This is a genomic window from Enterococcus sp. DIV0755b (assembly GCF_051713765.1).
GTDB classification, from domain to species: domain Bacteria; phylum Bacillota; class Bacilli; order Lactobacillales; family Enterococcaceae; genus Enterococcus_C; species Enterococcus_C canintestini.
This window is the reverse complement of sequence record NZ_JBIOQN010000001.1, coordinates 1307912-1321134: the sequence shown is the minus strand read 5'-3', so window position 1 is coordinate 1321134 and position 13223 is coordinate 1307912. Positions and strand designations below refer to the sequence as shown.

Sequence of the window (13223 nt, the reverse complement as noted above, 5' to 3'; positions counted from 1 at the left end):
ACTAGTTCCCTTTTAATTCAGAAACTTTAGCAATAATTTTATTTGGTGTATCCCATTCTTCACGGTCAAATTCTGAAACAGGTACTTGGACATCCAATTGCCCTTCTAATTCTACTAATAATTGAACTGTCGCCATCGAATCCATTAAACCTTCATCAAATAAGTTGACATCCAAATTTTGTTTGACTTCATCTGTCCCGGTAATTTCTTCTAAAATATCTAATACTGTGTCTTTCATTGTTCATTCTCCTCTTTTACATTAATTTATTTAAAATACCTGAAAAAATCATAAAACTAAAACATACCGCTTGAAAATTTAAAAAGATAGCAAGCGCATGCGTAAACTTGTTCGATGGTAAATTTTTATGCTTTTTCTTAAAACGTAACCACGCATCCGTTAAACAAATCAGCGTTGCATGATAAATACCATAAACAATGTAGTACCAAGCTAAGCCATGCCAAATTCCCATAATCAAGAAAAGGGCAAAATAACCAACATTTGATGCTACGATACGACTTTTAAAAACTTTCTTTTTCAATAAAGTAAACATTAAACGCATATAAATGTAATCTCGGAACCAAAAAGACAGTGTCATGTGCCAACGATTCCAAAATTCTTTAATGTTCCAAGCTAAAAATGGCTTATTAAAGTTCATTGGGGTTTCATAGCCTAAAATATTACTCGTTCCGACTGCAAATAAACTATAACCCGCAAAGTCAAAAAACAAATACATACTATAAACATACATATAGCCAACTAACGCCCAAGAAATACCACCATGAATCAAAGTTGCTCGTTCAATTGGTGGTAATAAAACTGAGCCAAAATAGTAGCCGATAATAAACTTATACAAGAACCCCATAAAGATACGATGAACTCCCGTGCCTAATAAATCGACATATTTTTCTGGTGTTGGCGGATTATCTAAGTCCTTATCAAAACGTCGGAAGCGATCAATTGGACCTGATGAAATGGTTGGAAAAAACAAAAGAAATTGGATGTAGTGCCAAACCTTATAAGATTTAATCATGCCATCTCTTGTTTCCATAATCATCTGTACTGACTTAAAGGTTAAATAGGAAATACCCAAAAATCCTAATATGGAACTATGTCCACCATTAAAAAACGGCACAACCTTCGTAATTGCTAAAGGTAAAATTGCTAAAAAGACTGCACCGTAAAAAATACTGCTACTATTTTTGTGCTGGCGATAGGAAAAGTACGCATAAACTAATAGTGTCTGCCAAACAACATAAAGTATTAACGCCACACCTTGATGCCAACTGGCACCACCAAAACTTACGTATAAGAAAAACAACGTCACTAGACTTTGGTACCAACCAGGTCTTTTACCCGCAATCAGCATACTCAAAATTAACGGAATAAACGCAATTAGTAACAGCAAAAAGTATTTTGGATCTGCGTAAGGAATACTATGAGGAAAGACCATTAGCCGTTCACCTCATTTATCAAGCCTTTGCGATCGATTTTGCCATTAGCAGTTCGAGGTAATTGCTCTACATAGACAAAGCGTTGGGGAATCATGTAATCCATAACACCTTCGGCTAATTCTGCTTTAATCGCTTTTGTTAATTGAAATTCTTTAGCAAAATTATTTTCATTTGCTACAACAAAGGCTACTAATTGTTGTACTTTATGATCTTGATATTTAGGCACGACTGTTGCTTGTTTTACAAAGGAAACTTGGTTTAAATGATGATCAACATCCTCTAATTCAATCCGATAACCATGTAGCTTTACTTGAAAGTCCATTCGCCCTTCATACCGCAATAAGCCATCTGCAGGTAAACTTCCCGCATCGCCGGTACGATATGCCCATTTATCATCTAACCAAAAGAATGCTTGTTCGGTCTTTTCTGGGTTATTTAAGTAGCCTTTTGAGACGCTAGGACCAGAAATAACAATCTCTCCCACCTCACCAGCGGCAAGAACTTTATCTTCTTCCATGATTGTAACTGTTGTATCTTCTTTTACGTAGCCAATCGGTAAACGATCGACTTGTGCTAATAATGCTGGTGTAATTTCCACACCTGAAATCGCTACTGTTGCTTCAGTTGGACCATAAGTATTATAAATATGAGCGTTAGGGAAACGTTCCAATAAACTTTGCGCCGTCTTTTTAGTTAACTCTTCACCACAAAAGATAAAAGTCGTTAAACTGGGAATATTTTGGGTATTAAATTCTTTTTCCATTAAACAAATATCCATAAAAGAAGGCGTAGAAACCCAAACTTCTAAGGCTAATTTTGGTAGAGTTGCAAACAATGTTTTAAAATCGTTAATTACTTCTTTTTTCAGTGGAACCAGTGAACCCCCAGAACATAGTGCTGGATAAACATCAAAGACCGATAGATCAAAGGAATACGGTGCTTGTGATAAAAAGCGACTATTTTCTGGTAAAACAAAATCTGCTAAAGTCCAATTCACAAAAGATAATAAGTTACTGTGACTAATCTGCACGCCTTTTGGTACTCCCGTTGTGCCAGAGGTAAAGATTAAATAGTAATTTTCATCACCTTTTACACTTTCAAATGTTGGTAAAGTTCTTTTTCCCTCAAAAATAGTTTTTAGTTCTTCAGGGTTTAAAACTTCACAATCTGTGTCAATTTCAGGCCACGGTTCTACACTAATAACTAAAGCAGGCTGAGCGACTTTTAAAATTAACTCAACCCGATCATTTGGTGTATTGGCTTCAATCGGGATATAAGCATGCCCTGCTTTACTGACACCTAAAAAGGCTGCTAGCATTTCAAACTCCAAATCGCCATATACGACAATCGGTTTGCGCCCTATCAATTTTTCACTTAAAAAAGCGGCAAGTTGATCTGACCAATCTTTTAGCTGACCGTAGGTATATTCCCTCTCAGCAATGTAAGCAATTCGATTGGGTTCAGTTAGCCCCCAAGAATCAATTTGTTCAATAATATTTGTTACAGTCATCTGCACTCACCTCTTAAAATTCGTTATAAATAAATGTGCCACCTTGAATATTTTTGTAATGATACAAATAAATCAAAATAATTAAGACACAGAAGTAAAAGAGCGTTTTGCCAATAAAAGTTAACCAGTAATGTGTGCTTTCTTTATGCAACCAATTTTTCATGCTCACTCTCTCCTTTTCAAACTCAGTATAAATGACTTATTTAGAATAAAACATTTTTTTGACTTACACCAAAAATAAGAATCTAACACTTTCGTCACTTAAGGGCTTACAAAAAAACCTAAGAAATAAAAACGTCAGACTAAGTCCAAACGTTTTATTTCTTAGATTATTGTTTTTTATTTAATTCTTATCAGTTTAACTTTCCCAACTGTGCAAGAAAAATTTGACGGTTAAAATATAGGCAATAAAATAAATGACCGCCACAATTCCGCAAAATAAATAAGCTAACCAGTAACTACCGGTTGTCACAAACTGTGACCAAGTGTAAATGGCAAAGCCTGCATGTCCAGAAACCAATAAGACTGGTGGTGCAAATATCCAAGCGTTTTGATAATATAGATTTCTTTTCATTTGTTTGCGACTAACACCTAATTTTTGGAGCAACAAGTAATCTTTTTTGCCATTTTCCACTTCTGATAACTGTCGTAACATAACAATTGCAGCTGTCGTAATCGATGCAATCATCCCCAGAAAAGTCGCCACATACATAAAAATTCCCGCTTCTCTGGTCGCGCGGCGGACAATTGGAAAGCGACTTGTATGATTTAAACGAGAATAATTACCAGTAAATGTTTGTGGGATGTTATTTTTTAATGCCTTTGTAGTAATATCACCTTTTAAATAACCAGCTTGATATGAAAAATCATAATAAATGTCATTTCCCCAGTCTGAGTTTAATTCTTTTTCCACAGCATTGGCGAGCTTTTCTTCATCTTTTGTCTTAACATTTACCATGGCAATGGTATACGTAACACCTTGAATAGCCTCAAATTGCGCATCAGGTAAAACCAATACTCCAGCATTGTAACGCAATAAAGAGTCCCCCAATAAATCAGAATAAAAATGTTGTACTGTGATGCCCACGCCATTTGGTAACGTAATTTTTCGTCCCACTTCACCCACACTATTGTAGAGAACATAATCATAATTAAATAGCACACCGCTATTATTTTTCAATAAATCAATTTTTGGTAAATCATCATGTTTCTCTTGAAATTTTTGGTAATCACTTAGTTTTAAAACATTAATAAGATTAAACTGATTTATCGCTTCGCTACTGAATAATTTTAAAGAAAAACGTCCTGCAGTCACTTTATAATGTAAATTTTGACTAGTAGTTATTTTCCCATCATTATCTTTTATAATCTTTTTAAGTTTGTCTAGTTCATTAGTGTGTATTTGAAAATCAGTTGGTGTTTCATTTTGGCTTACTTGGCTTTGAATACTAACTAAAGAAATCGCTCCACCAATTAATGCAATCGCTAACGCCGTTAAAAGAGTAACCAATGCCAATGAGCGCCAATTTTTTAAAATTGCCACTAACCCCCGACTTCGTTCATAATAATTTAAGCCATGATAACGACGCTTTTTTTTATCTAAGAAGTAAAAAATTGTTTTTAAACCATAACGATAAAATAAATAAGTTCCTATAATACAAGCAAGTAAAATACCTCCAGGTAACCAAAATAAAATCGAAAAACTTTCACTTATGGAAACAAAGCGAAATGTTAAGGGCCGGATAAAAAATGCCACCAAATAGGCGCTAATAATTAGCAACAGACTAAATATTCCTAAACTAATTTCATAAGGTTTTATTTTTAATTTTTGTAAATCAAAGGAAGATTTCGCTGAAAACACACCGTCTACTTGTTTTTTTGATAAAACCATTACGTTTTGAACCGCGCTAATAATAAAAACAAAAATAAAAACAGCCGCTGTTACGTAAACAGATTGCCAAGAAAAAAACAAGGAACTCGTCACGTCTAGCGCCATTGCTTTAACTAAAATCATGGAAAAAAGCTTGGAAAAAATCACTCCAAAACCAATTCCAAGTAAAAAAGCCAGTAAATTTAAAGCAAAAATTTCGACTAAAGATTGAAAAATAATGCGTCGACGCTTCATTCCAAATAATTGATAAAGTGCGACTTCTTGTTGTCGCTTCGCAATAAAAAAGCGATTGGCACTTAAAACAAAAAAGACCATCATGACGATAACAAAAAAACTTCCCACTGTTAAAATGTTTTCAATTTTAATATCTTGAGCCGCTCTTTTAGTCAACGGTTGATCATGGGTCATGGCATTAAAAGAATAATAAATCATTACAGCCATCGTAATACTAATTAAATAAATACCGTAGCTGCGGAACTGTTTTAAAAAGCTTCGCCAAGATAATTTATAAAGCATTGCGACGTCCCCCGCCTCCTAAGGTTGCTTGCATATCAATTACTTGTTCAAAAAATTCTTGCCTACTTCCTCTTTTGACAACTTCAGAAAAAAAGACACCATCTTTAATAAACAAAATCCGATTACAATAACTGGCAGTGTAAGGATCATGGGTGACCATTAAAATCGTTTTATTCTGCTTTTGGTTTAATTCGCTTAAATAATACAACAACTCGGTGGCAGATTTTGAATCAAGTGCACCGGTGGGCTCATCGGCAAAAATAATGCGTGGCCGGACGACTAACGCCCTTGCAGCAGCTACACGTTGTCTTTGCCCTACAGATAATTCATCAGGATAGCGTTGTAAAATTGTTTTAATCCCCAATAAATCAGCTGCTTCTGCCACTCTTTTTTCAATTTCTTCCAATTTTAAAAAATCAATCGCTAAAGGCAAGATAATGTTGTCTTTAGCAGTAAGAGTCGGCAGTAAGTTGAACTCTTGAAAAATAAAACCTAAATCTTTCCGACGAAAATCACTGAGCTGATCTTCTTTTAAGGCAGTTAAATCTTGACCAGCTACTTTTACCGTTCCAAAAGTAGGCAAGGCAATTGAGGATAAAATATTCATTAAAGTCGTTTTGCCTGCTCCACTTGGGCCCATAATGCCAACAAATTCTCCTTCGTCTACGCTAAAGGACAAATTATCTAAAACTTGGGTTTGATTCATGCGATTACCATAAGTTTTACTCAAATGTTTTACTTCAATTATCTTTTTCATATTGTCCCCTCTAGTCTGTATGCAAAATAATTTCAAAATAATTTAAGGTTAAGGTCACTTTTTTTCTCTATCGTAGCATAAGCTGTTTTAAATACGCAGTTTTTAACTTAAGCCAAAGAAAATTTTTAAATAAAAACTTTTTCTTTCATCCAATTCTTTTTTTATACAACTTTTAATTTTTTATAAATATCAAAATCCCTTCCCTATCTGCTTTCAAATTTTTTACATATTTTTTATACACTATATATAGTGTTGAATTATAATAAACAAACACAAGGGTACTATATCTTGTTATGCTTTTGGTTGCACCTTACTTCTTTTTCCGCTATCATATTATGTGAGTAAGGGCACAAACAAAGCCTTTTTAGACCAAATTGTTTAGCAAAAATAAGGACAAACAATTTGGAAGTGAAGAAATAAAGGAGTGGGTAAGATGATGGATTTAAAAAATGATTTACGCATAAATAATTTACATCCTCAATTACAGACGATTAAAATCATCAAAAGAGATGGACGATTAATGGACTTTGATGATCAAAAAATTTACGATGCATTAGTGAAGGCTAAACAGCAAATTCATGGCGAGCTTTCTCCAATCGATCATGAACGTCTGTTAGAAATAGTGGAACGCATCGATGCGGAAATCGGTCAACGCTTTACTACTGACGTGAAAATTTATGAAATCCAAAATATCGTTGAACACATCCTCCTTGAAAAAGGCGAATATGAACTGGCGGAAGCTTATATTAACTACCGGACCCGCCGTGATTTTGATCGCAGTAAAGCAACAGACATTAATTTTACAATCGGCCGTTTAATTAATAAAGATCAAAGTGTCGTTAATGAAAATGCCAATAAAGATAGCAACGTCTTTAATACCCAACGTGATTTAACAGCTGGCATTGTGGGTAAATCAATCGGCTTAAAAATGTTACCAAAACATGTCGCCAATGCCCATCAAAAAGGTGATATCCACTATCATGATTTAGATTATCACCCGTATACACCAATGACAAATTGTTGTTTAATTGATTTTAAAGGTATGTTAAATAATGGCTTTAAAATTGGTAATGCTGAAGTAGAGTCGCCAAAATCGATTCAAACAGCGACTGCCCAAATTTCACAAATTATTGCAAATGTCGCTTCAAGTCAATATGGTGGCTGTTCGGCTGATCGTACTGACGAATTATTAGCGCCCTTCGCTCAACTCAATTACCAAAAACATTTAAATGATGCTCTAGAATGGATTGAAAATCCTGACCGACGAGAAGAATATGCTAAAGCAAAAACGAAAAAAGATATTTTCGATGCTATGCAAAGTCTAGAATATGAAATTAATACACTATTTACTTCAAACGGCCAAACACCTTTTACCTCACTTGGTTTTGGTTTGGGCACTAACTGGTTTGAACGAGAAATTCAACGGGCTATCTTACAAATTCGCATCAACGGCTTAGGTAGTGAAAAACGGACAGCTATTTTCCCTAAGTTGATTTTCTCAATTAAAAAAGGGGTAAATTCTGATCCAACTGATCCCAATTATGATATTAAGCAATTAGCTTTAGAATGTGCCACAAAACGGATGTATCCAGATATTTTAAATTACGATAAAATCGTGGAATTAACAGGAAGTTTTAAAGTACCGATGGGTTGTCGCTCCTTTTTACAAGGCTGGCAAGATGAAAACGGCAAAGAAGTAAATGTTGGACGCATGAACTTAGGTGTCGTGACGTTAAACTTACCGCGTATTGCTTTAGAAGCTGCCGGTGATGAAGAAAAATTCTGGTCAATTTTAGAAGAACGTCTCGCAACTGTCAAAGATGCTCTAGTTTATCGTGTCGAACGGTGTAAAGAAGCTATTCCCGCCAATGCGCCAATTTTATACATGTATGGAGCGTTTGGGAAACGATTAAGCCGTACAGATGCTGTTAATGAGCTATTTAAAAATAAACGGGCTACTGTTTCATTGGGCTATATTGGGCTATATGAAGTTGCCTCAACATTTTATGGTGGTACTTGGGAAAATAATTCTGCAGCTAAAGAATTCACTTTAAATATCGTGAAATCATTAAAAGCGCATGCCGATGATTGGGGCAATGAATATGGTTACCATTTTAGTGTTTACTCTACCCCTAGCGAAAGCTTAACTGATCGTTTCTGTCGTTTGGATACTGAAAAATTTGGTCTAGTAGAAAATGTAACCGATAAAGAATACTACACCAATAGTTTCCATTATGATGTGCGGAAAAATCCCACACCATTTGAAAAATTAGATTTTGAAAAAGATTATCCTAAATATTGTTCAGGTGGTTTTATTCATTACTGCGAATACCCAATGTTGCAACAAAATCCGAAAGCCTTAGAAGCTGTTTGGGATTATTCTTATGATAAAGTTGGTTATCTTGGAACTAACACACCGATTGATCACTGTTATGAATGTGGTTTTGAAGGCGACTTTACACCAACCGAGCGTGGTTTTGAATGTCCACAATGCGGCAATCACGATCCTAAAACGTGTGATGTAGTCAAACGAACTTGTGGTTACTTAGGAAATCCGCAAGCACGTCCAATGGTTCATGGCCGTCACAAAGAGATTTCTTCTCGGGTAAAACACATGAAATAATAGTGTAGATAAAAATTAGAATAACCCGAGCATCACGGTTATGATTCGGGTTATTCTCTTTGTATTTGTATGCAATTGGTTCACTTGAAAGAAAGAAGGCATTTTTATGCGCAATCCTAAGCCCAAAGAGTGGCAAGCAAGTCACTATAGTAAAAATTATATAGCCGATTATAAAGCATTTAACTTTGTAGATGGCGAAGGTGTCCGCAATAGTCTATATGTCAGTGGCTGTCTGTTTGCTTGTGAGGGCTGCTTTAACAAAGCCGTTCAAAGATTCAACTATGGTACTCCTTTTACAAAAGAACTAGAAGATCAAATCATCAAAGACTTAGCGCATGATTATGTTCAAGGTCTCACTTTACTAGGTGGTGAACCTTTTTTAAATACCGCCGTGTGCCTGCAAGTGGTTAATCGGGTACAACAGGAATTTGGCACAACCAAAGACATTTGGAGTTGGTCTGGCTATACATTTGAAGAACTTTTACAAGAAACAGACGATAAATTAGAGTTATTAAGTAAAATTGACATTTTGGTAGATGGGCGGTTTGAATTAGCTAAGCGAAATTTAAATTTACAATTTCGTGGCAGTAGTAATCAACGCATTATTGATGTAAAAAAATCCCTCGCTTTAAATAAAGCTGTGATTTGGGAAAAATGTCATGACGCTACAGAAAGTTTTGAACAGATAAAAAAACAAGATTTAATCTAATCAAGCTTAAATGGCACAAAACAAAAAAAGACAATAGCTTTTCTATTGTCTTTTTGTTGTGTCCTCACTCATAAAACACTAATGCGGCTAAACGCTATAACAGCCGAAACTTATTTATACTTTTAACGATTTTTTTTCCTAGTGAAACACCGGCAAGCTAATTCTTATCCTAATTTATTCCTTTTTCTCTTCTTCTATCACTTCATCCCACAATGGTAATGTTAGATTCTCAAATGTTATGGGATCTAAATTTGTCACCGTAATTCCCAATAAACGAATCCCCTTTTCAAGTCCGGCAACTTCCTCCCATATTAAACTCGCCTGAGAAAAAATAGCTTGTTTATCAGCTAAATAAGTCGGCAATGTTTTTCTTTTAGTCACCGTTTCATAACCAGCATAGCGGACTTTTAAAACCAGTGTTTGCCCATGTTTGCTACTTTTCTTTAAGGCTGCTGCTACTTTTTCAGAGAGTTGGCGTAATTGGGACAAAACAGCATCTTCAGTTGTTAATGGCTTACCGTAAGTGTGTTCTTTTCCGACTGACTTTCGCTCTCTTTTGACAGCTACCGGTGAGTCGTGAATTCCCCGTACTTTACGATATAAAAAATAACCCATCTTCCCAAAAGATTGGATTAACTCCATTTCTGTTTTTTCAAATAAATCAGCTCCGGTAAAAATTCCCATTTCATGCATTTTCGGTACTGTCTTTTTCCCAACACCGTGAAATTTTTCAATGGGGAGTGCTTTTAAAAATTCCTGGGCATCCCGCGGTGGAATAACGGTAATTCCTTGGGGTTTCATGAAATCAGAAGCCAATTTGGCCAAAAATTTATTATAACTGACACCAGCTGAACAAGTAAGATGAACTTTTTGCCACACATCCCGCTGAATTAAGCGTGCAATTTTTACAGCAGAATAACTATTGATTTTATTTTGTGTCACATCCAGATAGGCTTCATCAATTGAAACAGGTTCAATTACATCGGTATATTTCGCAAATATCTCCCGCACTTCATTTGAAACTAGGCGATATTTTTCGTGATTTCCCGGCACAAAAATAGCATGGGGACAAAGTTCGTAGGCTTTTTGCGCACTCATAGCCGAATGAATACCGTACTTTCGTGCTTCATAATTGGCAGTAGTTACAACGCCTTTGCCGCCAGTATCACTGGGGTGACGGGCAATTACTAAAGGATGTTGTGCCAATTCAGGATGATCCCTTTCTTCCACAGAAGCAAAAAAAGCATCCATATCAATATGAATAATTTTACGACTCGTATCATTTTTTAACGGAAACTGTAATTCTGCCATCAGCCCACCTCCTTAGCTCCTACCATTATACTAGCCCAAACGAATGTTCGCAACCTCTAGCTATTTAGTAGGCTAATTAGAAGCTAAATGTAATCTTTCCGTCTTAAAGTAATAATAAATAAGCCAAAACCTCAATAAATTAATTATAGCTTTCACGATATTCCAACTGACTGCTCTAAAATTCGATTAAATTAATCCTTAAGTCTGAACATCGCTTTGCTTTGTAAAAAAGAGCACTTTTTAACGGTTCATAAAAAAAACCAGCAGACTTATTCTGCTGGCACTTCAATTTCATGATAGGCTTTATAGACGACTTGCTTTTTAATTTGATTGTTTTGAGCCACGGTTTTAATTGCCGCATTAGGTTTTATACCTTCAGTAACTAAAGCTTGTACTTGTTGTTTAAGAGTCAATTCAGAAGGTGCTATTGGTGTAGCTTCAAGGCCATCAAAACCTGCCACCATTAGACAGCACTCCCCTTTAATTGGATTTTCGCTCAAATAATCCGTTAGCTCAGCTAAAGTTCCCCTTAAATATTCTTCATGTACTTTGGTTAATTCTCGACAAACGACAGCTCGGCGGTTACCAAACACTTCACTTACTGTCTTAACCGTTTGTTTTAAACGATGTGGCGATTCGTAAAAAATTAAAGTGGCCCCTTCATTTTTTAAAGTTGTTAATTCCTTAACCTGCTCATTTTTTTTACGAGGTAAAAAGCCATAAAAGTAATTTGGTTGTGGAGATAGACCAGAAGCAATTAAAGCTGTTAAACCAGCAGTAGGACCTGGTAGGGAAACGACTGGAATATTAGCTTTAATACAAGCAACCACCAGTTCATGACCTGGATCACTAATAGAAGGCATCCCCGCGTCACTTACTTGGGCAATATTTTTACCTTGTTCTAGTAGTGTCACTAACTCTGGCACCCGTTCTTTAAAATTATGTTCATGCAAACTTTTTTGGGAAGTCGTAATTTCAAAATGATTTAATAACTTTTGCGTATTACGTGTATCTTCACTGGCAATAAGTTCTACTGTCCGCAAAGTTTCGACTGCACGATAAGTCATATCTTGTAAGTTTCCAATTGGTGTTGGCACCAAATAAAGTGTGCCACTTAATTGTTTGCCTTTGAAACTGCTTTGTTTTTGCACTTGTTACCCTCATTTCATAAAGTGAAAAAGAATTGATAAAAAAGAAAAAATCCTCTTTAATCAATTCCTTATCACTTAATTTTGACTTTCTCGATATAAAACTTCTAAACAAAAAACACATTGTTCATCATTTTCTCTTCTGGCACCGTAAGATTCACGGCAAATATGAAAGCCTTCTTCATAAATTTTCTCTAAATTCATACGAGACTTGGACATGCCTTGTTTTACTTCTTCTGCTGCGTTTTCCTCTTTTAATTCTTGTAAGTACTCCCGCAACTTTTGATTTTCTAATTCGAGTGTCGTATTTTTCTCAACAATTTCTTGTAAGGCTGCTTTCATTGCCGTTAATTGTTGCAATGAGCTTTCTAGATCTAATTCTAACTTGCTTAAACCATCATAAATATCACGTTTGTCCATGCTCACTGGCATCACCTGCTTTTTTTGCTTCATCGGCTGAGGCTGTTGTTTTAACAGCAACTTGTTGGGCCGCAAAATCTTTTAATTCATCATAATGATATTCCATTGGTGTCTCTTTTTGATAAAGGCGAACTTTGACAATTCGACTTAATAAATTTAAACCGATCACTTTGCCCTTACCATCTGGCGTATTAATTTCTTTACCATAATCTGGTAATTCTTTTTTAGCCGCTTCGTATTCGTCATTTTCATATTTTAAGCAACACATTAAACGACCGCACAAGCCTGAAATCTTAGTTGGATTTAAAGATAGCCCTTGATCTTTAGCCATCTTGATTGAAACCGGGATAAAATCGCCTAAAAAAGTTGAACAACACAACTGGCGACCACACGGACCAATTCCACCTAATATTTTGGCTTCATCCCGCACACCAATTTGTCGTAATTCGATCCGCGTACGAAATTCACTCGCTAAATCTTTTACCAATTCACGAAAGTCAATCCGACCATCGGCTGTAAAGTAAAAAATCATCTTACTACGATCAAACGTATATTCCACTGAAACCAATTTCATCGCCAATTCATGTTGTCGGATTTTCTTTTTACCAATTGTAAAAGCCGCCTTGGCATCTTCTTCATTTTGAGCAGCTCGTTGTAGTTCCTCGTTTGAAGCAATATGTAAAATCGGCAGTACTTCATCTGGTAAATCACCACTGTCAATTTCCACTTTTGGAATAACAACTTCTGCCAATAATTTAACTTGTTGCGATTCAACGATCACTTTTTCTTCGTACCGGTATTCCTGCTGTTTGCCAGGGCGATAGTAATAGACATGACCAGCCTCTTTGTAGCGGACTCCTACCACTTCCATTAAAGTCCCTCCCTT

Annotated in this window: 12 protein-coding genes; 2 read left to right on the top strand and 10 right to left on the bottom strand. The window is 35.7% G+C overall.

The window, feature by feature from the left end; all coding sequences use genetic code 11:
* Position 1 precedes the first annotated feature (1 nt).
* From dltC to IGI65_RS06220, 6 genes are all read right to left on the bottom strand, one after another.
* Positions 2-238: a D-alanine--poly(phosphoribitol) ligase subunit DltC gene (gene dltC / locus IGI65_RS06245; RefSeq protein ID WP_016172567.1), complete on the bottom strand. Its 237-nt coding sequence runs from the start codon at positions 236-238 to the stop codon at positions 2-4.
* Between the two features lie 16 nt (positions 239-254).
* The gene (gene dltB / locus IGI65_RS06240; RefSeq protein ID WP_438773592.1) at positions 255-1451 is read right to left on the bottom strand and encodes a D-alanyl-lipoteichoic acid biosynthesis protein DltB; all 1197 of its coding nucleotides are present in this window, start codon (positions 1449-1451) and stop codon (positions 255-257) included.
* Positions 1451-2962 (bottom strand): D-alanine--poly(phosphoribitol) ligase subunit DltA, encoded by a 1512-nt coding sequence (dltA, locus tag IGI65_RS06235; protein WP_438773591.1) that lies wholly within the window; start codon positions 2960-2962, stop codon positions 1451-1453. The genes dltB and dltA overlap by 1 nt, the downstream gene beginning before the upstream one ends.
* A 13-nt stretch (positions 2963-2975) precedes the next feature.
* Entirely contained in the window at positions 2976-3125 is a 150-nt protein-coding gene (locus tag IGI65_RS06230) for a teichoic acid D-Ala incorporation-associated protein DltX (RefSeq protein ID WP_438773590.1), read from the bottom strand.
* A gap of 195 nt (positions 3126-3320) precedes the next feature.
* Positions 3321-5369 carry an ABC transporter permease gene (locus IGI65_RS06225; RefSeq protein ID WP_438773589.1) on the bottom strand — a complete coding sequence of 683 codons (2049 nt, stop codon included), beginning with the start codon at positions 5367-5369 and terminating at the stop codon, positions 3321-3323.
* On the bottom strand, positions 5359-6126 hold the full coding sequence (locus IGI65_RS06220; RefSeq protein ID WP_438773588.1) for an ABC transporter ATP-binding protein: 768 nt from the start codon (positions 6124-6126) through the stop codon (positions 5359-5361). The genes IGI65_RS06225 and IGI65_RS06220 overlap by 11 nt, the downstream gene beginning before the upstream one ends.
* 433 nt (positions 6127-6559) lie before the next feature.
* Here IGI65_RS06220 and nrdD point away from each other — a divergent pair, with 433 nt between their 5' ends.
* Together nrdD and nrdG are read left to right on the top strand one after the other, a co-directional pair.
* A complete protein-coding gene (gene nrdD, locus IGI65_RS06215) occupies positions 6560-8749 on the top strand; it encodes an anaerobic ribonucleoside-triphosphate reductase (protein ID WP_438773587.1) in 2190 nt (729 codons plus the stop codon).
* Between the two features lie 106 nt (positions 8750-8855).
* The gene (nrdG, locus tag IGI65_RS06210) at positions 8856-9458 is read left to right on the top strand and encodes an anaerobic ribonucleoside-triphosphate reductase activating protein (protein WP_438773586.1); all 603 of its coding nucleotides are present in this window, start codon (positions 8856-8858) and stop codon (positions 9456-9458) included.
* Positions 9459-9632: 174 nt separating this feature from the next.
* Here nrdG and dinB read toward each other — a convergent pair whose 3' ends face one another.
* From dinB to IGI65_RS06190, 4 genes are all read right to left on the bottom strand, one after another.
* A complete protein-coding gene (gene dinB, locus IGI65_RS06205; protein ID WP_438773585.1) occupies positions 9633-10769 on the bottom strand; it encodes a DNA polymerase IV in 1137 nt (378 codons plus the stop codon).
* Between the two features lie 269 nt (positions 10770-11038).
* Positions 11039-11920, bottom strand: a complete 882-nt coding sequence (gene rsmI / locus IGI65_RS06200; protein WP_438773584.1) for a 16S rRNA (cytidine(1402)-2'-O)-methyltransferase — start codon at positions 11918-11920, stop codon at positions 11039-11041.
* A 75-nt stretch (positions 11921-11995) separates the two neighbouring features.
* Complete coding sequence (locus IGI65_RS06195; protein WP_034864815.1) at positions 11996-12337, bottom strand: DNA replication initiation control protein YabA; 342 nt, start codon at positions 12335-12337, stop codon at positions 11996-11998.
* The gene (locus IGI65_RS06190) at positions 12324-13208 is read right to left on the bottom strand and encodes a PSP1 domain-containing protein (protein WP_438773582.1); all 885 of its coding nucleotides are present in this window, start codon (positions 13206-13208) and stop codon (positions 12324-12326) included. Before IGI65_RS06190 ends, IGI65_RS06195 begins: the two co-directional genes overlap by 14 nt.
* Positions 13209-13223: the final 15 nt, after the last annotated feature.

Excerpts from the sequence above, each read along its gene's own strand:
- IGI65_RS06225 (WP_438773589.1), bottom strand. The coding sequence starts at position 5,369 with ATGCTTTATAAATTATCTTGGCGAAGCTTTTTAAAACAGTTCCGCAGC.
- IGI65_RS06195 (WP_034864815.1), bottom strand. The coding sequence starts at position 12,337 with ATGGACAAACGTGATATTTATGATGGTTTAAGCAAGTTAGAATTAGAT.
- dltA (WP_438773591.1), bottom strand. The coding sequence starts at position 2,962 with ATGACTGTAACAAATATTATTGAACAAATTGATTCTTGGGGGCTAACT.
- IGI65_RS06230 (WP_438773590.1), bottom strand. The coding sequence starts at position 3,125 with ATGAAAAATTGGTTGCATAAAGAAAGCACACATTACTGGTTAACTTTT.
- nrdD (WP_438773587.1), top strand. The coding sequence starts at position 6,560 with ATGATGGATTTAAAAAATGATTTACGCATAAATAATTTACATCCTCAA.
- dinB (WP_438773585.1), bottom strand. The coding sequence starts at position 10,769 with ATGGCAGAATTACAGTTTCCGTTAAAAAATGATACGAGTCGTAAAATT.
- nrdG (WP_438773586.1), top strand. The coding sequence starts at position 8,856 with ATGCGCAATCCTAAGCCCAAAGAGTGGCAAGCAAGTCACTATAGTAAA.
- IGI65_RS06220 (WP_438773588.1), bottom strand. The coding sequence starts at position 6,126 with ATGAAAAAGATAATTGAAGTAAAACATTTGAGTAAAACTTATGGTAAT.
- IGI65_RS06190 (WP_438773582.1), bottom strand. The coding sequence starts at position 13,208 with ATGGAAGTGGTAGGAGTCCGCTACAAAGAGGCTGGTCATGTCTATTAC.
- dltB (WP_438773592.1), bottom strand. The coding sequence starts at position 1,451 with ATGGTCTTTCCTCATAGTATTCCTTACGCAGATCCAAAATACTTTTTG.
- dltC (WP_016172567.1), bottom strand. The coding sequence starts at position 238 with ATGAAAGACACAGTATTAGATATTTTAGAAGAAATTACCGGGACAGAT.